Below are 20,905 nucleotides of genomic sequence, written 5' to 3'. Positions count from 1 at the left end.
ATCTGTTCAACTGACGCCTCGGCCGTCGGAGGTGACGCCTCGGCTGGGGTGCTACGCCGCCAGGTCAGGGTCTGCGAAGCGGCGCAGCTTCTGCAGAGCCTCGCGCTCGAGCTGGCGTACGCGCTCGGCGGAGATACCGTGCTTGACGCCGATGTCGGCGAGCTTGTGCTGACGGCCGTCGGTGAGCCCGTAGCGGGAGCGGACGATGTCGGCGGAACGCTCGTCGAGCTGGCCGACCAGCGAGTTGAGCCGCTCGCGCGACTCGACGTCGATGACGTCCATGTCGGGCGACGGTGAGGACTCCTGAGCCATCAGGTCACCCAGCGAGGTGTCGCCGTCCTCGTCGATCGGGGTGTCGAGCGAGACGTGGTCACGACCCCAGGAGAGCAGGTCGAGGACGCGGTCGATGTCCATTCCGAGCTCGCCGGCGATCTCCTCCGGCTCCGGGTCGCGGCCGAGCTGACGCTCCAGGGTGCGGCGGGCGCCGCCGACCTGGTTGAGCTCCTCGACGACGTGGACGGGCAGCCGGACCACACGCGCCTGCTGGGCGATGCCACGGGTGATCGCCTGGCGCACCCACCACGTCGCGTACGTCGAGAACTTGTAGCCCTTGGTGTAGTCGAACTTCTCAACGGCCCGGATCAGGCCGGTATTGCCTTCCTGGATCAGGTCGAGCATCGGCATCTGCGCGCGGCCGTACTTCCGCGCGATCGACACCACCAGTCGCAGGTTGGCGTTGATGAACTGACGGGTGGCGCGGTGGCCTTCCTCGGCCAGCCACTCCAACTCCGCTCGGGTGGCTCCACCGGGTGCCTTCTTGCGGCCGACGCGGCCCTCGGCCAGCAGATGCTCGGCCATCAGGCCGGCCTCGATCGCCTTGGACAGCTCAACCTCTTTGGCAGCATCCAGGAGCTCGTTGCGGGCGATCTCGTCGAGATACAGCCCGACGCTGTCACGGCCCTCGATCTCTCGGGTGGCAGTGGCGGTGCGTGTCGCCATGGGAACCTCCTCACGGTGAGGTTTGTGGCCTCACGGTGGTTTCAACGCTTCGCCCCTCCCAGGTGTTCCCTGGTAGAGCGCCTTGTCATCGAATCCGTTTTCGATCTCTTGTCCGGTTCGACGTACGCCGCGGGCGATAAGTTGCATCGTGAGGTGAATCTCAGGGGTTTCTCATGGAGTACCCCGAGGTTCCCGCAGATATGCCCTACGAAGAGGTCACCTGGTCGATCATCCAGGCAAGGCTGAACGCCCGGTCCTCCCACGCCTTGTAGCGCCCCGAGACTCCGCCGTGTCCGGCCGCCATCTCCGTCTTCAGCAGTACGTCACCAGGATTCTCTGCCGTCGCGCGCAGCTTGGCGACCCATTTCGCGGGCTCGACGTAGAGGACTCGGGTGTCGTTGATGCTGGTCTCGGCCAGGATCGGCGGGTAGTGCTGCCGGGTGACGTTCGTGTAGGGGTCGTAGGAGGACATGTAGTTGTACGTCTCCCTGTCGGCCTCCGGGTTGCCCCACTCGTCGTACTCGGTGACGGTCAGCGGCAGCGTCGCGTCGAGCATCGTGGTCAGCGCGTCCACGAACGGCACCGCGGCCACGATCGCGCCCACGGCGTCGGGCGCCTGGTTGGCGACCGCACCCATCAGCAGGCCGCCGGCACTGCCGCCCTCGGCGATGATCTGGCTGGGCGTCGACCAGCCCGACTCGGCGAGGTGGCGCGCGCAGGCGATGTAGTCGGAGAAGGTGTTCTGCTTCTTCAGCATCTTCCCGTCGTCGTACCAGGCCCGGCCCATCTCGCCGCCGCCGCGGATGTGGGCGATCGCGAAGCCGATCCCGCGGTCGAGCAGGCTCAGTCGGGCGATGGAGAAGTAGGGGTCCATGCTGGCTTCGTAGGAGCCGTAGGCGTAGAGCAGCACCGGGATCGGCCCGGTCTCGTGGAGCCCCTTCTTCGCCACGATCGAGATCGGCACCTGTACGCCGTCCTCGGCGCTCGCCCAGAGCCGGTGCTCCTCGTAGTCGTCGCGGTCGTAGCCACCGAGCACCGGGGCCTGCTTGAGCAGGGTCAGCTCGCGGCTGCGTACGTCGTAGTCGTAGATCGAGGCCGGGGTGCGCATCGTGGTGTAGCCGAGCCGCACGACCGGGGAATCGAAGGTGGGGTTGGAACCGGAGCCGATGGTGTAGAGCTCGTCGTCGAACTTCACCAGGTAGTCGTCGGCGACACCGTTCTCACCGAGCTCCAGGATGCGGAGCTGGGTCAGGCCCTCGCTGCGCTGGTGCACGACCAGATGGCCGGCGAAGGCGTCGACGTCCTCCAGGCGTACGCCCTGGGTGTGGGGGAGGAGCGGCTGCCACTCGGTCCGTGGGGTCGGGGCGATCGGCGCGGTGGCGATCTCGAAGTCGGGGCCGGAGGCGTTGTGGGTGACCAGGAAGACGTCCTCGCCGGCGATGGCGGCGTGCTCGATGGAGTACTCGACGCCCTCCTCGCGGGCGGCGAAGACCTGCCAGCCGGCGTCGGGGTCGTCGAGGTCGAGGAAGCGGTATTCCGCGGTGATCTTCGCGGCGGTGCCGATGAACATGAACCGGTCGGACTTGGTGCGTCCCACGCCGACCCAGAACCGGTCGTCGGTCTCGTGGAAGACCAGCTCGTCCTCGTCCTGGCTGGTGCCGAGGCGGTGGCGCCAGATCTTGTCGGCGCGCCAGGACTCGTCGGCGGTGGTGTAGTAGAGGTTGGCGGAGTCACGGTCCCAGGTCGCGCCGCCGTGCACGTTGGTGAGCTCGTCGCTCAGCAGCTCGCCGGTGGTGAGGTCCTTGACGCGTACGGTGTAGCGCTCGTCGCCGGCGACGTCTGTCGCGTAGGCGAGCAGGGTGGTCGACGGGCTGACGGAGGAGCCCCCGAGGCTGAAGAAGTCGTGGCCCTCGGCGAGCGCGTCGAGATCGAGCAGCACCTCCTCACCGGGGAGGGCGGGCTGGTCGTGGGTGACGTCGGCCGGGGTCGGCGGGGTCCAGTCGTCGGGGTCGGCGGCCTTCACTCGGCAGCTCGCGCCGTACTGCTTCCCCTCGAAGCTGCGGCCGTAGTACCAGTAGCCGCGCGAGCGCGTCGGGACGCTCAGGTCGGTCTCGAGAGTGCGCGCCTTGATCTCCTCGAAGATCTGCGTGCGCAGGTCGGCGAGGTGGTCGGTCTGCTCCTTGGTGTAGGCGTTCTCGGCCTCGATGTAGGCGATGACTTCGGGGTTCTCCTTCTCCCGGAGCCACTCGTAGTCATCGGCCCGGGTCAGGCCGTGGAACTGCTTGGACGAGGGCTTCTTGGGAGCGATCGGCCAGGGCGTCGAGGAGAGGGCGGCAGACATGAACGAGACCCTATCCCCGCCACCCTCGCTGGTTCGACCACGGGACCGGCACGCAGGGTGCATCGCGTCGCGCTATCGCACACGGAGGTCGCCTGGCGCGATACCGCACCCGCTCGCCGCGACAGCGGGATCGAGCCGGGGAGTGGGCCTCAGGACTCGCTGAAAGGCTGCAGGTCGGGATCGTCGACGGCGTAGGACCGCACCGGGCCGGCGGGAGTCTCGGCGGTCTCGAAGCGCACGGTCACGACGCCGCGCCCCGAGCCCCAGACCCAGCCGCGGCCCATCTCGGCGTGGACGACGTCCATCCCGGCCGCCCAGGTCGGCCGCCGCGCCGGCTCGGGCAGGGGGAGGTCGGGCTCGGCGTCCTCGTCGGTGTCGTCGCCGAAGAGGTCCTCCTGGACCCAGTCGGCGAGTCCGGAGACACCGACCCCGAGAAGGCGTACGCCTCCGGCCGTCTCGCCCGCGGTGAAGAGCTCGCCGAGCAGGCTCCTGGCCATGCGGGCGACGGTGCCGGCTTGGTCGGTCGGGGCGGGCAGGGTCGTCGAGCGGTTGATCGTGGTGAAGTCGTAGAGCCTGACCTTGATCGTGATCGTGCGGCCGGAGAGCCCGTTCTTCTTCAGCCGGGCGGCGACCTCGCCGGCCTGCCGGGTGAGGATCTGCTCCATGAGCGGACGGTCGGTCAGGTCGGTGTCGTAGGTGCCCTCCACGCTGACCGACTTCGTCTCGCGCTCGGGTTCGACGCGGCGGTCGTCCTGGGCCCTGGCCAGCTTGTAGAGGTTGGTGCCGTGGGACTTGCCCACGAGGCGTACGAGCTCCTCGACGCTGACCTGCTCCAGATCGGCCACGGTGTGGATGCCCGCACGGCGCAGGCGCTCGGCGGTGGCAGGACCGACGCCGGGGATCACCTTGACGTTCATCGGGCGGAGCAGGTCGAGCTCGGTGCCGGGCGCCACCACGACGAGGCCGTCCGGCTTGTCGAGGTCGCTGGCGATCTTCGCGATGAACTTCGAGCTGGCCAGGCCGACGCTGGCGCTCAGGCCGCCGGTGACCTGAGTGACCTCCTCGCGGATCCTCGAGGCGGTCGCGGTGACGGTCTCGACCTCGAGGTCGGGGAGGTCGGCGGCGGCGAGATCGACGAAGGCCTCGTCGAGCGAGAGCGGCTCGACCAGCGGGGACAGTTCGCGCAGGATCCCGAAGACCTGCTCGCTGACCTTCTTATAGGCATGGAAGCGCGGGTAGAGGAAGGCGGCGTGCCCGCACAGCGCGCGGGCCTCGCGGGTCGACATCGCCGAGCGCACGCCGAAGGTCCTGGCCTCGTAGGAGGCGGTGCTGACCACGCCGCGTCCGCCGATGCCGCCCACGACCACCGGCTTGCCGCGCAGGGACGGCTTGTCGCGCTGCTCGACCGAGGCGAAGAACGCGTCAAGGTCGAGGTGCATCACCGACGCGTGCGCTCTCATGGTGGCAACCTATCTGGCAGCGGGGACAGTCTGAGGCGGGCCGTTCACCGTCCACAGGTGCGGTTGGGGAGGCGGTTGTCCACAGGCACGGTTATTGGCGCCGAAACTGTCGGTGGGTCGCGGCGAGTGTGGTCCGCATGACCACGAAACTCTCCATCGCCCGTCCCGAGGACGTCCTGGCGGCAGTCCCCGTCCTGCTCGGCTTCCAGCCCGAGAAGTCGATCGTCATGCTGACCTTCGGGGGTGAGCATCAGGTCCACGGCAGGATCGACCTACCTCCGCCGGACGAGGTCGAGGACTGTCTGGACAGCCTGCTCCTGCCCGCAGTCCGCCACCAGGTGCGTGGCGTCCTGCTCGTTCTCTACGACAGTGGGCCGCGGTTCGGGGTGAAGATCGCCCGCCGTCTTGCCGAGAGGCTCGCCGAGTGCGAGATCGACCTGATCGGCTGCCTGCGGGTGCAGGCCGGCCGATGGTTCGACCCGCTCGGGTTCCACGGCGTTCCCGACGATGGCGTGCCCTTCGACGTCGGCGCGCATCCGTTCCGTGCCCAGGCGGTCTACGACGGACATCTGGTGCGCCGCTCGCGCACCGAGCTGGCCGCCTCGATCGCCGCGGTGCCCGAGGCCGTCGCCGAGACCGAGGCTGCGCTGGAGCAAGCGTCGTCGATGAAGATCTACGAGGTCGGCCGGCTGGTCGACGACGCGGTCGCCGGGACCGTGCTGTCTGCCGCCCAGGTCGCCTCCCTGCTGCTGGCGCTGCGCGACCCGCAGCGCCGTGACGCCGCCTGGGGTGGGATGACCCGGGAGGAGACCAGGGCCCACGTGCGTCTGTGGACCGATGTCGTACGCCGCAGCCCCGACGAGCACGTCGCCCACCCGGCCGCCGTGCTGGCCTTCGCCGCCTGGCTGGGTGGTGACGGCGCGCTCGCCTGGTGCGCCCTCGACAGGTGCTTCGCGAGCGAGCGTCACCACGGTCTCGGGGTGCTGGTCGCGCAGATGCTCGAGGGTGCCGTTCCTCCGACGGCCTGGGAGGAGGCGCAGTCGGATCGGCCGGCCTAGGGCGCGTCTCCCAAATCCACGCCCGCTACGCGGCGTTTCGCATCCGATCTGGCTGCGTTGGCGCCGCTCGACAGCCTCCAGGATGCCTTCGCAGCGCCGCCTTGCCAGATCGGCCCGAAATGCCGCTCGCGGCCGCCGTGTCTTTGGGAGACGCGCCCTAGTCGTTGCGGTAGCGCAGCCGCTTCCACCGGCGGCTGAGTCCCGAGCGCGGGTCGATCCACGCGTTGCGGGCCACCACGACGTACGTCAGGGGGGACCCGATCTCCCGGAACGCAGCCCGGGCGGCGGCGAGCCAGCGGAGGTCGACGTCCTCGACCTCCAGGCCGACAGCGCCTATCGCTTCGGGCTTCGCTTCGGCAGGGCGAGTCAGCCACACGATCGGATCCGGCACGCCGACCCGGCGCCGCATGCTGTGGATGATGTCGGTGCGCAACCAATGGTCGGTGGGCTCGTCCTCGCGATGCGCATGGGCGACCTCCTTGCCACCCGGGATGCCGAGATGGACGAGCGCCAGGAACGAGCGCCGGTGCTCGGTGGCGGTGTGGTCGAGCACGGCACGTCTCAGCCGCTTCTCGAGCACTGGCGAGAGCGGCTCGTGCAGCCCTTCGACGGACGTCTCGGACAGGGTGGGCATGGAGGCCATGGGCCTAGCGTGCAACGGAAGCCGGAATCCCGCGACCGTCTTTCCACAGGACACAGCCCACAGGCATGACCACGTGCCACCGCGAGATGAGGCAGGATGTCCCTTATGCCTTCTCTCCACATCACCGGCGACGAGGCCGCCGACAAGCTGCTCTCCGAGGATCCGTTCGCGCTGCTGCTGGGCATGGCCCTGGATCAGCAGTATCGGATGGAGGATGCGTTCAAGGGCGGTCACAAGCTGGTGACCCGCCTCGGGCATCTGGATCCCGCCAAGATCGCCGAGATGGACCCCGAGGAGTTCAAGGCGATCGCCTCGACGCCGCCGGCGATCCACCGGTTCCCCGGCTCGATGTCGGCGAAGGTGCAGGGGATCGCGACCATCGTCACCAACGAGTACGGCGGCGACGTCACCCGGCTGTGGACCGAGGCCACCAGCGGCAAGGACCTGCTCAAGCGGGTCCAGGCGCTCCCGGGCTTCGGGAAGCAGAAGGCGCAGATCTTCGTCTCGCTGCTGGCCAAGCAGCTGGGGGTGCGGCCCGATGGCTGGCAGGAGGCCGTCGGTGACTACGCGCTCGATGGTTACCGTTCTGTGGCTGACGTCGTCGACGTTGCGTCGTTGCAGAAGGTACGTGACTACAAACAGCAGAAGAAAGCCGCAGCCAAAGCAGCCGGATGAGTTGCTGGGGGACATGATGCCCCGGATGGGGAATGTTCACCACCACCGTGGCAGAATGAATCTGCGGCTCTTGACGACCCCGGGCCCTGCCGCGCCCAAACTCAGTTTTTGATAAGTCTCGACCAAGTTCGACGGAGAGGTGTTCGTGTCCTCGAACGCGCGCAAGATACCCGCTGAGGTACTCGCCCACCCTGCCGTGAAGGCGCTGATCGACCAGGCCAAGCCAACCGGACGGGTCAGTCCCGACCAGGTCCGCCAGGCCAGCGAGGATGCCGCGGTCGAGCCCAGGCACCTCAAGGCACTGCTCGGTCACCTGAGCACGCTCGGCATCTCGGTGGACCTCGGCACCGCCGTCACCGGCCGTGCCGCGGCGGCGACTACCTCGACCCGCAAGACGACCACGGCCAAGGCGCCGGCGAAGAAGGCCGCCGCCAAGAAGGCGGCTGCGCCCGCGAAGCCGGCCGCCGAGGTCGCGGCGAAGAAGGCCGATGAGCCTGAGTCGAAGAAGACGACCGAGATCGACGAGGACGGCGAAGAGATCGTCCTCGAGGACGTCGAGGTCGATGTCGACGACATCGAGGTCGACGACTCGGACAACGACACCGAGACCCCGGTCGTCCCGCTCGGTCCCGACGGCAAGAAGATCCTGCCCGACATCCCCGACGAGCAGTTCGAGAAGGATGTCGCAGCCGATCCCACGATCAAGGAAGACGAGAAGGAGGCCTCGAAGCAGAGCTTCGTCGTCTCCACGTCCGACGACACCGACGAGCCCGAGCAGACCGTCATGGTCGCCGGTGCGACCGCGGACCCGGTCAAGGACTACCTCAAGCAGATCGGCAAGGTCCCGCTGCTCAACGCCGAGATGGAGGTCGAGCTCGCCAAGCGGATCGAGGCCGGCCTCTTCGCCGAGGAGAAGCTCGGCAAGGGCGGCAAGATCACCCCGAAGATCCTCGACGAGCTCGAGTGGATCGCCGAGGACGGCAAGCGCGCCAAGAACCACCTCCTCGAGGCCAACCTCCGTCTCGTCGTCTCGCTGGCCAAGCGCTACACCGGCCGCGGCATGCTCTTCCTGGACCTGATCCAGGAGGGCAACCTGGGTCTGATCCGTGCGGTCGAGAAGTTCGACTACACCAAGGGCTACAAGTTCTCGACGTACGCCACCTGGTGGATCCGTCAGGCGATCACCCGCGCCATGGCCGACCAGGCCCGCACCATCCGTATCCCGGTGCACATGGTCGAGGTCATCAACAAGCTCGCGCGCGTCCAGCGCCAGATGCTCCAGGACCTGGGCCGTGAGCCCACCCCGGAGGAGCTGGCCAAGGAGCTCGACATGACCCCGGAGAAGGTCATCGAGGTCCAGAAGTACGGCCGCGAGCCGATTTCGCTCCACACCCCTCTGGGTGAGGACGGCGACTCCGAGTTCGGCGACCTGATCGAGGACTCCGAGGCGATCGTCCCGGCAGACGCGGTCTCCTTCACGCTGCTCCAAGAGCAGCTGCACGCGGTGCTCGACACGCTCTCCGAGCGTGAGGCCGGCGTCGTGAGCATGCGCTTCGGCCTGACCGACGGTCAGCCGAAGACTTTAGACGAGATCGGGAAGGTCTACGGGGTCACCCGCGAGCGCATCCGCCAGATCGAGTCCAAGACGATGTCGAAGCTGCGACACCCGTCCCGATCGCAGGTTCTGCGCGACTATCTCGACTGAATCTGGCTAAGATCTCCTCGAACGCCTTCCCGGACTTCTGGGAGGGCGTTCGCCATTTCCGCAGACTCGCCCGCCACAGCTGTGGATTCGGCTAGGTTGCACGGGTCGGTTTCGTCCGCGTCTCGGGAGGTCTCCTCGTGCCTATGCGTCTCTCACGTCCACACCGGCCGGCCCTGGCCGCGGCCGGAGCGCTGCTCGGTGGCCTGCTCGTCGCGGTGCCGATCACGGCGGTTGCCTCGGCTGCCGAGCCCGACTGGAACGTCTGCCTGGAGGGCACCACCGACAGACAGGCGGTCTTCGAGCGAGCGTCGGAGACCAGCGGAGTGCCGGCCGAGGTGCTGCTCGCGGTCTCCTACATGGAGTCGCGCTGGGATGCCCACGGGGAGGCGCCGAGCACATCGGGCGGCTACGGACCGATGCACCTGACTGACCTGCCGGCCCTGGCGAAGGACACCGAGGCCCATCCTGACCCGCTCGGCAAGGGCGACGGCTCCAACCTGCCCGCACCCACCACGCGCCAGCGCGAGGAGGCGGTCAGGCTGGGTGAGGTCGAGACGCTGCGTACGGCCAACGACATCACCGGGATCCCGGTCGCCGATCTGCGTGAGGACGCGGTCGCCAACATCTGCGGTGGCGCGGCGGTGCTGGCCGCCTACCAGGAGGCCGCGGGCGGCGCCGAGAGCCTGGCGGACTGGAGCGCGGCAGTGGGCCGCTACAGCGGGGCCGCGGACGAGGCGACCGCGCTCAAGTTCGCCCGGCAGGTGTTCGCGACGCTGAGCGCGGGGGAGTCGCGTACGACCAACGACGGCCACCAGGTCACCCTGGCCGCGAAGCCGGTCGCCGCCAGCGAGGAGGCGATAGGACGGCTCGACCTGGCCGAGTCGTCGACGGCGGAGACGGTCGAGTGTCCGGCGGTGCTCGGCTGCGAGTCGCTGCCGGCGCCCTACCAGCAGACCGGCGACACGATCGGCGAATACGGCAACCACGACCTCGCCAGCCGGCCCGAGGAGGGTTCGGTCGACTACATCGTCATCCACGACACCGAGACCTCCTACGACGGCACCGTGAGGCTGGTCCAGGACCCGACCTACCTCGGCTGGCACTACACGCTGCGCTCGGTCGACGGCCACGTCGCTCACCACATCCCCGGCAAGGACGTCGGCTGGCACGCCGGCAACTGGTACGTCAACAGCCACTCGATCGGGCTGGAGCACGAGGGCTACGCCGCCGACGGAGCCTGGTACACCGAGGCGATGTACCAGACCTCGGCCACCCTGGTCGGCTATCTGGCCCAGAGCTACGGGATCCCGCTGGACCGGGCCCACATCATCGGCCACGACCAGGTCCAGGGCGTCGCGCCGGCCAACGTCGCCGGGATGCACTGGGACCCGGGCCCCTACTGGGACTGGAGCCACTACTTCGACCTGCTGCGGTCGCCGATCAAGGCCGACCGGAAGTCGCGCAGCGAGATCTGGACGGTCAACCCCGACTTCGAGACGAACACCGGCAACGTGATGACCGGTTGCACCGAGGCTGGCGTCCCGTGCCCGAGCGACCGGGGCACCAACTTCGTCAACGTCTACGCCGAGCCCTCCACCGAGGCTCCGCTGCTGCCGGACACCGTCGTCGGTGGGTCCGCCAAGGTCTCCAACTGGGGCCCGCGCCTGGCAGCCGGACAGAAGGTCGTCGTCAACGACCGGACCCGCTCGACGTGGTGGGGAGTCTGGTTCGGCGGCAAGCAGGGCTGGATCCAGAATCCCCGCGACGTACTCGTGCCCTCCGACGGCAAGGTCGTCACCCCGAAGCCCGGCACCACCGCGAAGATCTACGGTACGGCCTATCCGGCGAAGGCCAGCGACTACCCCGACGGCGTCATGCCGCGGACGATCGCGCCGCTGCAGTACACCATCCCCGCAGGTCAGAGGTACGTCCTGGCCGACGCGACGGTGCCGACCGACTACTACAAGGCGGTCAACTTCAACTGTTCCACCGTCGACGGCGTCCCCGACTGCATCGTGATCACCGGCGGCACGACCTACTACCAGATCTGGTTCAACCACCGGATCGCGTACGTCATGGCAGACGACGTGACGGTCGCCGACGGCTGATCACGTGATGACGAGCCCCACGACCCAGGTGATGGTGGCGAGGGTGGCGGCGGCGGCGTCGATCAGGATGAACAGGCCCATCGCCTTCAGGGCGGTCCAGGTGGAGGCCCAGGCGACGCGGGCGTCACCGCCGTGGCGACGGAGCTCGGCGAGGAAGACGCCGATGGGGAAGCCGACGAAGACGCCGACGACGGGGATCACGAAGAAGCCGATGATGGCCAGGGTCGCGCCGAAGATCTGGGTTGACAGCGGCATCCCGGAGTCCTTGAGGCGCTTGCCGGGGATGGCGTACTTGGTGATCAGCCCGATGGCGATGAAGGCGGCGGAGATGCCGAAGATCACCCACCCGGTGGACTCTCCCAGCCAGATGGCCCAGCCGAGGATCGCGGCGGCGACGAGCAGCGCTCCGCCGGGGAGGACAGGGACGATGATGCCGGCGATGCCGAAGGCGATGGCCAGCGCGACGAGAACTTCGACGAGACTCACGGAGCGAACCCTAGCCCCGTGACACCCCGCAGACGCCGAAGGCCCGGACCGTCGTGGTCCGGGCCTTCGGGGAGTCGGTGGGCGGGGTCAGTTCTTCTCGGTGAGCTTGTGTGTCTCGTCGGTGATCGAGCTCGCGATCTCCTTGAGCTTCTCACCGTGCTCGCGGGCGTGGTGGGCGCAGAACAGCAGTTCGCCGCCGGAGTGGAGCTCCGCGCGTACGTAGGCCTGCGCTCCGCACCGGTCGCAACGGTCCTCGGACGTGAGCGGCGAGCTGGTGGCAACGGCAGTGGTCACATCGGCCTCATTTCTGAATCATGATTGCGCCGGGATAACGTACGTGAGTCTTGGAAGATTCCCTAGCCTGGACTCTTACCTCGGTCGCAGCTCTAATCCTTGCAGTTGTCGCTCCGGGTTGGGGATCCGGGTCGGACCTACCCCGCGGGACATCGCTGTCCGTGACAGACATTCTTACCTGTCGACCGACCATTTCGTGCATCGAAACCCACAAGTTCCACGTAACGGACCGATCACGACCTACGTGTGCCGCCCGATGGTGCGTGGGTCGGTTGCCGCGTGCCTGCGTGAGACCCGGGCGTGTCGCACGGTAGATTTCAACCAGGAACACCCCCACGCAGTACCCCGGGAACAACGCAGTTACGCAGGAGCCGATCATCTCTGACAACACCTACAACGCCGCCCACCTCCTCGTCCTCGAGGGCTTGGAGGCGGTGCGCAAGCGTCCCGGTATGTACATCGGCTCGACCGATACCCGGGGCCTCATGCACTGTCTGTGGGAGATCATCGACAACGGCGTCGACGAGGCGCTGGCCGGAGTCGCCGGCCACGTCGAGGTGACGATGCACCCCGACGGCTCGGTGGAGGTCTACGACGACGGCCGCGGCATCCCGACGGACAAGGAGCCCCGCACCGGGCTGCCGGGCGTCGAGGTGGTCGCGACCAAGCTGCACGCGGGCGGCAAGTTCGGTGGCGGCTCCTACAACGCGACCGGCGGTCTGCACGGTGTCGGCCTCTCGGTCGTCAACGCGCTCTCCAGCCGCATGGACATCGACGTGGACCGCTCGCCGGCCCAGCAGGGGATGTCGTTCCGCCGTGGTGTGCCCGGTGTGTTCGACGGTGACGGCCCGACGGCTGCCTTCACGCCGCAGAGCGGCCTGACCCGCAAGGGCAAGCGGGTCGCCAAGGGCAAGACCGGCACCAGGGTCAGGTTCTGGCCCGACCGGCAGATCTTCACCAAGGACGCCCGCTTCGAGCTCGAGGGACTGCTCGGCCGGGCCCGGCAGACGAGCTTCATCGTGCCCGGGCTCGAGCTGGTCATCCGTGACCAGTCCGGCGAGGACCCGGTCGAGGAGAAGTTCCGCCACGACGGCGGCATCGCCGAGTTCGTCGACTTCCTGGCCAAGGACGAGCCGGTCAGCGGCGTACTGCGCCTGCAGGGGTCGGACACCTTCACCGAGACCGTGCCGATGCTCGACGACGCCGGCCACATGACGCCACAGGACGTCGAGCGCGAGCTCGGCGTCGACATCGCGGTGCGATGGGGCAGCGGCTACGACAACGAGATCCGCTCCTTCGTCAACGTGATCGCCACCCCGAAGGGCGGCACCCACGTCAGCGGCTTCGAGAACGCGCTGACCAAGACGTTCAACGACGCCATGCGCGCCACCAAGGTGCTCAAGGTCAACGACAAGGACATCGTCAAGGAGGACATCCTCGAGGGTCTGACCGCGGTGGTGACGGTGCGCCTGGCCGAGCCGCAGTTCGAGGGCCAGACCAAGGAGATCCTCGGCACCCCGGCGGCTCGCAGCGTGGTGCGCAAGGTCGTCGCCGCGGAGATGAAGGCGTTCCTCACCGAGTCGCGCGGGGCGCAGAAGCAGCAGGCCAAGCTGGTGATGGAGAAGGTGTACGCCGCCTCCAAGACCCGGCTCTCGCTGCGTCAGCAGAAGGAGAACCAGCGGCGCAAGAACGCGCTCGAGTCCTCCGCGCTGCCCTCCAAGCTCGCCGACTGCCGCACCACCGACGACCGCGCAGAGCTGTTCATCGTCGAGGGTGACTCCGCGCTCGGCACCGCCAAGGTGGCCCGAAACTCGGAGTTCCAGGCGCTGCTGCCGATCCGCGGCAAGATCCTCAACGTCCAGAAGGCCTCGGTCGGCGACATGCTGAAGAACACCGAGTGCTCCTCGATCATCCAGGTGGTCGGGACGGGCACCGGCCGAGGCTTCGACCTGGACGGGGCGCGCTACGGCAAGATCATCTTCATGGCCGACGCCGACTCCGACGGCGCCCACATCCGTACTCTGCTGGCGACCCTGTTCTTCAAGTACATGCCCGAGCTGATCGCCGCCGGCAAGGTCTACACCGCGGTCCCGCCGCTGCACCGGATCGAGATCTCCAACCCCAAGAAGGGGATGGAGAAGTACGTCTACACCTACTCCGACCAGGAGCTGCAGCGAAAGCTCGCCGAGCTGAAGAAGAAGAACGTCAGCTGGAAGGACCCGGTGCAGCGCTACAAGGGTCTGGGTGAGATGGACGCCGACCAGCTGGCCGAGACCACCATGGATCCGCGCCACCGGACGCTTCGCCGGCTGACGCTGGACGACGCAGACGAGGCCGCGGCGGTCTTCGACCTGCTGATGGGCTCCGACGTCGCTCCGCGCAAGGAGTTCATCGTCGCCGGAGGCGGTCAGCTCTCCGAGACCGACCTCGACTTCTAAGGCCGTGACCTCAGCGATGGACCAGAAGGCAGCCCGGACAGCGGCGACCAAGGCGTTCAAGACGGGCGGCATGCCGCTGCGCAAGGGCCATCACCGGCTCGGTGACCCCAAGAGCGACGACATCGTCTGGTACGTCGACCTGCGCGCCCAGGGCGCCGGGCCGAGCGCGCCGCTGCGCTACGAGATCGGCTGCTGGGTCGCCGCGCTCGGCCACCCGGAGCCGGAGGGCGGTCCGGTCGACTGCCCGCTGCTGCTCGATCGGCCGGTAGCGGCCACCACGCCCGCCGAGATCGGCGAGGAGGTCGACGAGCTGGTGACGCTCGTCGCCGATCTCGACTCGGTCACCGCGCTGCGCGACGCGCTGACGGAGGGAACGCTGGGGCGGCCGCTGGTCGACCAGTCGCTGCGTACGTTCTTGGACGGGTAGAGCCCCAGCGACGGGTAGACCTCGACGGTCAGCGTTCGGCCAGCAGGGCGAAGAGGTCGCCGACCTCGCCCAGGTGGCCGAGCTTGTCGGGGTTGAGGACGTTGTGCATGCGTACGATCCGGCCGCCGTCGACGTCGAGGGCGATGACGCCCAGCAGGGCGCCGTCGGCACCGCGGGTGAGCATCGCCGGCTGACCGTTGGCGTGGGAGAGCTCCAGACGTACACCGAAGCGCTCGCCCTGACGCATGAGCCCGAGCAGGAAGCGGGCGACGGCGACGGCACCGAGCATCGGCTTCTGGATGGCGGGAGCGCGGCCGCCGCCGTCGGCGACGAACACGACATCGTCGGCGAGCAGCCGCTCCAGACCGGCGATGTCGCTCGCCGACAGCGCGGCGACGAACTGCGAGGCGAGCTGGTCGCGGCGCTCGCGTGAAGGGTCGAACCGCGGCGTGCCGTCGGCGATCCGCTTGCGGGCACGGGTGAAGATCTGGCGGCAGTTGGTCGCGCTCTTGTCGACGACGGGGGCGATGTCCTCGTAGTCGTAGCCCAGCACCTCACGCAGCACGAACACCGCGCGCTCGACCGGCGTGAGCGACTCCAGCAGGACCAGGAACGCGGTGCTGACGGTCTCGTCGAGCTCGAGGCGGTGGCTCGGGTCCTCGTCGGAGACCAGGATCGGCTCGGGCAGCCACGGGCCGACGTACTGCTCACGGCGGTGGCGGGCCGAGCGCAGGGTGTCGATGGCGATCCGGGTGGTGACCGTGGTGGCGTACGCATCGAGGTTGTCGACCTCTACCTCGGACTGCTGAGTGCTGCGGTGCATCCGCAGGAACGCCTCCTGCACGATGTCCTCCGCCTCGGCGACGCTGCCGAGCATCCGGTAGGCGATCGAGAACATCAGCGGGCGGAGCCCGTCATGAGCGCTTGCGAGGTCCACGAGTGCAGGACCTTACGCCAGCTGTCACAGGAGCGCAGGTTGTTTCGTCGGTGGGGTCGACAACGACGAGAGGACAGAACGATGCGTATCTTCATCGCAGGCGGAACCGGTGCGGTCGGAGTCCGGATGGTGCCGCTCCTGGTGGCCGCCGGACACGAGGTCTACGGCTCGACCCGGCACGACGCGGGGCGCGAGGCCCTGGCCGCCATGGGCGCGACCGGGATCGTGATGGACCCGCTGGACACGCAGAGCGTCCACGACGCCGTCGCCAAGGCCGAGCCCGAGGTCGTCGTGCACCAGCTCACCGCCCTGGGCAGCCTCAGCGGGAACCTGAAGAAGTTCGACCACGACTTCGCGATGACCAACCGGCTGCGTACCGAGGGCACCGACCACCTGCTGGCGGCGGCCCGAGCGGCCGGGGTGCGGCGGTTCATCGCGCAGAGCTTCGGCGGCGGCTGGACCCACGAGCGCACCGGCAGCTGGGTCAAGGACGAGACCGCCCCGCTCATCGACGACCCCGGCAAGGAGGCGCGAGGCACTCTGGCAGCGATCCGCCACCTGGAGTCCGCGGTCACCGCGGCGACCGACCCTTCGACAAGCTCAGGACACCGCCTCGAGGGCGTCGTGCTCCGCTACGGCAACTTCTACGGCCCCGGCAACGCCACCTCCCGCGAGGGCGCGCTCGGCGAGATGCTGCGCAAGGGCAAGATGCCGGTGGTCGGCGGCGGCACCGGGGTGTGGTCGTTCGTCCACATCGACGACGTCGCCTCCGCGACCGTCGCGGCCCTGGACCGGGGCGCGTCGGGCATCTACAACATCGTCGACGACGAGCCGGCTCCGGTGAACCAGTGGATCCCGCTCCTCGCCGAGGAGGTCGGCGGCAGGAACCCGATGCGCCTGCCCGCCTGGCTCGCCCGGCCGCTGATCGGCGAGTTCGGGGTCGCGCTGATGACCTCCGTACGGGGCTCCACGAACGCCAAGGCGAAGCGGGAGCTCGGCTGGACGCCGTCGTACGCCACCTGGCGCGAGGGCTTCCGGACCGGGATCGGCTGATCGTGGTTATGGTGGCGCGGTGAAGATGATCGCGTTGCAGGACGAGTGGTGGCCGACGATGACCTGCTTCGGGTGCGGGCCGGCCAACGCCCAGGGGCTCCAGCTGAAGAGCTATCCGCAGCTGGACGGGAGCGTGACCGCGACCTTCCAGCCGTGGCCGCAGCACGACAACGGCGGCGGGTTCCTCAACGGCGGCATCATCGCGACCGTGCTGGACTGCCACAGCGCGGCCGCGGTGCACCAGGAGGCGTTCCTCAACGGCTGGATGCCCGCCGAGGGGGAGTCGCTGGCCTACGTCACGGCCGGGATCGACGTACGCTACCGGCGGCCGGCTCCGCTCAGGGAGCCGGTCACGCTCATCGCCTCCACCAAGGACGCCAGCGAGGACCAGATCACCTCACTGGTGCGGCTGGAGTGGGACGGGAAGGTCCGCGCCGAGGGCGAGGCGCTGTGGAAGCGCTGGCGCCCCCGCGACTGAGACCGCTGATCGGGAAATGAGGGAACGGCCCCCACCAGGTGAGGGCCGTTCCGTATCTCAGTCGAGCTGGTCGAGCAGCTCGGTCACCGTACCGGCGGCGACGGTGTGACCGCCTTCGCGGACCGCGAAGCCGAGTCCGACGTTCATCGCGATCGGCTTCTCCAGCTCCACTCCGAGCTCGATCGTGTCGCCGGGCATGACCAGGGCGATCTCACCCAGGTCGATCCCGCCGGGCACATCCGTGGTCCGGAAGTAGAACTGCGGCCGGTAGTCCGCGGCGAACGGGGTGTGCCGGCCACCCTCGGCAGTGGACAGCGCGTGCAGGTTCGCCCGGAACTTCCGGTGCGGCCGTACGCTGCCCGGCAGCGCCACCACCTGGCCGCGACGGACCTCGTCGCGCTTGACGCCACGCAGCAGCACCGCCGCGTTGTCGCCCGCGTCCGCGGACTCCAGCGACTTGCCGAACGTCTCGAGGCCGATCGCCGTGCTGGTGATCGTCGTGCCGAGGCCCACGACCTCGACCGCGTCGCCGACCTTCAGCGACCCGCGCTCGACAGCACCTGTGACCACCGTGCCGCGGCCGGTGATGGTGACGACGTTCTCGATCGGCATCAGGAACGGCTCGCCGAGCTCGCGCTCGGGCACCGGCACGTAGCCGTCGATCGTGTCCAAGAGGTCACCGATCGCGGCGGTCCACTCCGGGTCGCCCTCCAGCGCCTTCAGTCCGGAGACCCGGACGACAGGTACGTCGTCGCCGGGGAACCCGTACTCCGAGAGGAGGTCACGGACCTCCAGCTCGACCAGGTCGAGCAGCTCGGGGTCGTCGACGGTGTCGGCCTTGTTGAGCGCCACCACCAGGTACGGCACGCCCACCCGGCGCGCGAGCAGCACGTGCTCGCGCGTCTGCGGCATGGCGCCGTCCTGTGCGGAGACGACCAGGATCGCGGCGTCCACCTGGGCGGCGCCGGTGATCATGTTCTTCACGTAGTCGGCGTGCCCGGGCATGTCGACGTGCGCGTAGTGCCGGGTCGCGGTCTCGTACTCGACGTGCGAGATGTTGATCGTGATCCCGCGCTGCAGCTCCTCCGGAGCACGGTCGATGCCGTCGAAGGCGATGAAGCGGTTCACGCTCGGGTCGCGCTCCGCGAGCACCTTGGTGATCGCGGCGGTCAGGGTGGTCTTGCCGTGGTCGACGTGACCCATCGTCCCGATGTTGAGGTGCGGCTTGGTCCGCACGAACTGGCCCTTGGCCATGAGAGATCCTTCGTGTGTCAGAAGATTTCGGGGTGAGCCAGGACCCTCCGGCAAGCCTCATGGCGCTGTCACCGCGATGAGGGGGCCGGTGCGGGCCACCCTCCTCCGCGGGTCCTGCGGGTCAGGAGGAGGGTCAGCTTCGAGCGCCGGTGCAATCGACTGACGGTGCCCACGTGGGAGCGCCCGTCAGGCTCTTGCCTGACAGGTGGTGCTCGGAAACCACGCGGAACATGCTGATCACGTTAGATGCCAACACAGACACCAGCAATGTAATTCCCGGCTAGCGCGCCTCCAGGCGTACGACGACCGACTTCGAGGTCGGGGTGCGGCTGCCATCGGCGTAGGAGTCGAGCGGGATGAGGACGTTGGTCTCCGGGAAGTACGCCGCGGCGGTGCCGCGAGGGGTGGCGTACGCGACGACGCGGAACCCCTCGGCACGGCGTTCGCCGTCGGTCCAGACCGAGACGATGTCGACGGTGTCGCCGTCGGCGATGCCGAGCTCGAGGAGGTCCTCGGGGTTGACGAAGACGACATGGCGCCCGCCCTTGATGCCGCGGTAGCGGTCGTTGTAGCCGTAGACCGTGGTGTTGAACTGGTCGTGGGAGCGCAGCGTCTGCAGCAGCAGGTGACCCGGGGGAGCCGAGATCGCTGTCAGCGGGTTGGCGGTGACCAGGGCCCGGCCGGTCGCGGTGGCGAAGGAGCGCGAGTCGCGCGGGCCGTTGGGCAGCGAGAAGCCACCGGGCGTCTTCAGCCGGGTCTCGAAGTCCTCGAACCCGGGGATCACCGCGGAGATGTGCCAGCGGATCCGGGAGTAGTCCGCGCCCATCGTGGCCCAGTCGACGCCGTTGTCCGAGCCGAACAGCGCCTCGCCGATGGCGCAGACGATGCCGACCTCGCTGCGCAGCTCCTTCGAGCCCGGGAGCAGCCGGCCGTAGGAGGCGTGGACCATGCCCATCGAGTCCTCGACGGTGACGTACTGCTCGCGGCCGCCGGTCTTGTCGCGCTCGGTGCGACCCAGGCAGGGAAGGATCAGGCCCTCGCGGCCGTGATGGAGGTGGCTGCGGTTGAGCTTGGTCGAGATCTGGACAGTGAGGCCGACGTTGGCCAGTGCGGCCGTGGTGACGGCGGTGTCGGGGGTCGCGGCGGCGAAGTTGCCGCCCAGGGCGAGGAAGACGTCGACGGCGCCGTCGCGCATCGCCTCGATCGCCGCGACCACGTCGAAACCGTCCTCACGCGGCGGCGTGATGCCGAACTCGGCACCGACCGCGTCGAGGAACCACGCCGGCGGCTTCTCCCAGATGCCCATCGTGCGGTCGCCCTGGACGTTGGAGTGGCCACGGACCGGGCAGGCGCCCGCGCCGGGCTTGCCGATGTTGCCGCGCAGCAGCAGGAACGAGGCGATCTCGCGGATCGTGGCGACCGAGTTCTTGTGCTGGGTCAGGCCCATCGCCCAGCACACGATGACGCGCTCGCGGGACTCGACCAGGTCGGTCAGGGACTCGATCTCCTCGCGGGAGATGCCGCTGAGCCGGGTGATCTCGTCCCACTCCATCGCCGCCCACGCCTGTGCCGCGACCTCGAAGCCGTCGGTGTGCTCCTCGATGAAGGGGTGCGCGATCGCGTCGCGCTCGACGAGCAGCTTGTTGATCCCGGCGAACAGCGCCAGGTCGCCGTTGACCTGCACGGGCACGTGGACGTCGGCGAGCTGGGTGCCGACGCCGGTGACGCCGCGTACGGTCTGGGGGTTGCGGAACCGCCCCATCCCGGCCTCGCGCAGCGGGTTGATCGACACCACCTTGGCGCCGTTCTCCTTGGCGGACTCGAGCGCGGTCAGCATCCGGGGGTGATTGGTGCCCGGGTTCTGGCCGACCACGAAGATCAGGTCGGAGTGTTCGGCGAGGTCGTCGTAGGTGACCGTGCCCTTGCCGATGCCGATGACCTCGCCGAGCGCGGTGCCGCTGGACTCGTGGCACATGTTGGAGCAGTCGGGCAGGTTGTTGGTGCCGAGCTGGCGGGCGAGCAGCTGGTAGACGAACGCGGCCTCGTTGGACGCGCGTCCGGAGGTGTAGAAGACCGAACGGTCGGGGTCGGCCGCGCGCATCCGATCGGCGATCAGCGAGATCGCGTCGGACCAGGTGATGGGGGAGTAGTGGGTCTCGCCGGGCGCGACGTACATCGGTTCGGTCAGCCGGCCCTGCGACTCCAGCCAGTGGTCGTCGCGCTCGTTGAGCGAGGCGATCGAGTTGGCCGCGAAGAAGTCGCGGTCCACCCGCTTGCGGGTCGCCTCCCACGCCACCGCCTTGGCGCCGTTCTCGCAGAACTCCGCAGCCTTGCGGTGGTCGGGGTCCGGCCAGGCGCACGAGGGGCAGTCGAAGCCGCCGACCTGGTTGACCTTGAGCAGCGTCTGCAGGCTGCGCTTGGAGCCCATCTCGCGCAGCGCATACTCCATCGAGTGTGCCACCCCGGGGAGTCCGACGGCGGCCGTCTCCGGCTCGGTGACGCGGAGAGTGGGTTCGGGCAGGTCTACGGAGTGCTCGGTGCTCACCCGA

17 protein-coding genes are annotated in these 20,905 nt (G+C 68.7%); 8 read left to right on the top strand and 9 right to left on the bottom strand.

All coding sequences use genetic code 11. The annotated features are described in order from the left end of the window. Positions 1-51: 51 nt before the first annotated feature. The 3 genes from ACFWQC_RS16925 to ACFWQC_RS16915 all read right to left on the bottom strand — a co-directional run bounded on the left by ACFWQC_RS16925 (position 52) and on the right by ACFWQC_RS16915 (position 4,800). Complete coding sequence (locus tag ACFWQC_RS16925; protein ID WP_141803993.1) at positions 52-999, bottom strand: RNA polymerase sigma factor RpoD/SigA; 948 nt, start codon at positions 997-999, stop codon at positions 52-54. A gap of 205 nt (positions 1,000-1,204) precedes the next feature. Further along, complete coding sequence (locus tag ACFWQC_RS16920; RefSeq protein ID WP_378680156.1) at positions 1,205-3,340, bottom strand: S9 family peptidase; 2,136 nt, start codon at positions 3,338-3,340, stop codon at positions 1,205-1,207. 149 nt (positions 3,341-3,489) lie between these two features. Further along, positions 3,490-4,800 (bottom strand): DNA polymerase IV, encoded by a 1,311-nt coding sequence (locus ACFWQC_RS16915; RefSeq protein ID WP_378680154.1) that lies wholly within the window; start codon positions 4,798-4,800, stop codon positions 3,490-3,492. A 137-nt stretch (positions 4,801-4,937) separates the two neighbouring features. Between ACFWQC_RS16915 and ACFWQC_RS16910 the strand changes: the two genes are divergently transcribed. Beyond that, positions 4,938-5,858, top strand: a complete 921-nt coding sequence (locus ACFWQC_RS16910) for a DUF4192 domain-containing protein (protein WP_378680151.1) — start codon at positions 4,938-4,940, stop codon at positions 5,856-5,858. A gap of 157 nt (positions 5,859-6,015) precedes the next feature. Here the strand turns inward: ACFWQC_RS16910 and ACFWQC_RS16905 are convergent, their stop codons facing one another. Then, positions 6,016-6,501: a hypothetical protein gene (locus ACFWQC_RS16905; RefSeq protein WP_378680148.1), complete on the bottom strand. Its 486-nt coding sequence runs from the start codon at positions 6,499-6,501 to the stop codon at positions 6,016-6,018. A 96-nt stretch (positions 6,502-6,597) separates the two neighbouring features. On the opposite strand from ACFWQC_RS16905, the gene ACFWQC_RS16900 reads away from it, so the two are divergent. The 3 genes from ACFWQC_RS16900 (at position 6,598) to ACFWQC_RS16890 (ending at position 10,989) form a co-directional block, all read left to right on the top strand. After that, a complete protein-coding gene (locus tag ACFWQC_RS16900) occupies positions 6,598-7,176 on the top strand; it encodes an HhH-GPD-type base excision DNA repair protein (RefSeq protein WP_378680145.1) in 579 nt (192 codons plus the stop codon). A gap of 139 nt (positions 7,177-7,315) precedes the next feature. Continuing rightward, positions 7,316-8,881, top strand: a complete 1,566-nt coding sequence (locus ACFWQC_RS16895) for an RNA polymerase sigma factor (RefSeq protein ID WP_378680142.1) — start codon at positions 7,316-7,318, stop codon at positions 8,879-8,881. Positions 8,882-9,024: 143 nt separating this feature from the next. Beyond that, a complete protein-coding gene (locus tag ACFWQC_RS16890; protein WP_378680139.1) occupies positions 9,025-10,989 on the top strand; it encodes an N-acetylmuramoyl-L-alanine amidase in 1,965 nt (654 codons plus the stop codon). Here the strand turns inward: ACFWQC_RS16890 and ACFWQC_RS16885 are convergent, their stop codons facing one another. Next, a complete protein-coding gene (locus ACFWQC_RS16885; protein ID WP_378680136.1) occupies positions 10,990-11,475 on the bottom strand; it encodes a DUF456 domain-containing protein in 486 nt (161 codons plus the stop codon). 87 nt (positions 11,476-11,562) lie between these two features. Beyond that, on the bottom strand, positions 11,563-11,769 hold the full coding sequence (locus ACFWQC_RS16880) for a hypothetical protein (protein WP_040756289.1): 207 nt from the start codon (positions 11,767-11,769) through the stop codon (positions 11,563-11,565). A gap of 374 nt (positions 11,770-12,143) precedes the next feature. On the opposite strand from ACFWQC_RS16880, the gene ACFWQC_RS16875 reads away from it, so the two are divergent. Together ACFWQC_RS16875 and ACFWQC_RS16870 are read left to right on the top strand one after the other, a co-directional pair. Then, a complete protein-coding gene (locus tag ACFWQC_RS16875; RefSeq protein WP_378680308.1) occupies positions 12,144-14,207 on the top strand; it encodes a type IIA DNA topoisomerase subunit B in 2,064 nt (687 codons plus the stop codon). Positions 14,208-14,211: 4 nt separating this feature from the next. Beyond that, positions 14,212-14,634, top strand: coding sequence for a hypothetical protein (locus ACFWQC_RS16870; protein WP_378680134.1), 423 nt, complete (start codon positions 14,212-14,214; stop codon positions 14,632-14,634). Positions 14,635-14,662: 28 nt separating this feature from the next. Here the strand turns inward: ACFWQC_RS16870 and ACFWQC_RS16865 are convergent, their stop codons facing one another. Beyond that, positions 14,663-15,571: an RNA polymerase sigma-70 factor gene (locus tag ACFWQC_RS16865; protein WP_378680132.1), complete on the bottom strand. Its 909-nt coding sequence runs from the start codon at positions 15,569-15,571 to the stop codon at positions 14,663-14,665. 81 nt (positions 15,572-15,652) lie between these two features. Between ACFWQC_RS16865 and ACFWQC_RS16860 the strand changes: the two genes are divergently transcribed. Together ACFWQC_RS16860 and ACFWQC_RS16855 are read left to right on the top strand one after the other, a co-directional pair. Beyond that, entirely contained in the window at positions 15,653-16,624 is a 972-nt protein-coding gene (locus tag ACFWQC_RS16860; RefSeq protein WP_378680130.1) for an NAD-dependent epimerase/dehydratase family protein, read from the top strand. Positions 16,625-16,649: 25 nt separating this feature from the next. Beyond that, positions 16,650-17,102, top strand: a complete 453-nt coding sequence (locus tag ACFWQC_RS16855) for a PaaI family thioesterase (protein ID WP_378680306.1) — start codon at positions 16,650-16,652, stop codon at positions 17,100-17,102. A gap of 57 nt (positions 17,103-17,159) precedes the next feature. On the opposite strand, the gene tuf is transcribed toward ACFWQC_RS16855, so the two are convergent. Together tuf and ACFWQC_RS16845 are read right to left on the bottom strand one after the other, a co-directional pair. Continuing rightward, positions 17,160-18,356 carry an elongation factor Tu gene (gene tuf, locus ACFWQC_RS16850; protein ID WP_378680128.1) on the bottom strand — a complete coding sequence of 399 codons (1,197 nt, stop codon included), beginning with the start codon at positions 18,354-18,356 and terminating at the stop codon, positions 17,160-17,162. Between the two features lie 280 nt (positions 18,357-18,636). Further along, the gene (locus ACFWQC_RS16845; protein WP_378680125.1) at positions 18,637-20,901 is read right to left on the bottom strand and encodes an FdhF/YdeP family oxidoreductase; all 2,265 of its coding nucleotides are present in this window, start codon (positions 20,899-20,901) and stop codon (positions 18,637-18,639) included. Between the last annotated feature and the right edge of the window lie 4 nt (positions 20,902-20,905).

This window comes from Nocardioides sp. NPDC058538, assembly GCF_042719275.1.
Classification (GTDB): Bacteria; Actinomycetota; Actinomycetes; order Propionibacteriales; family Nocardioidaceae; genus Nocardioides.
This window is presented reverse-complemented; position numbering and strand designations above follow the sequence as displayed.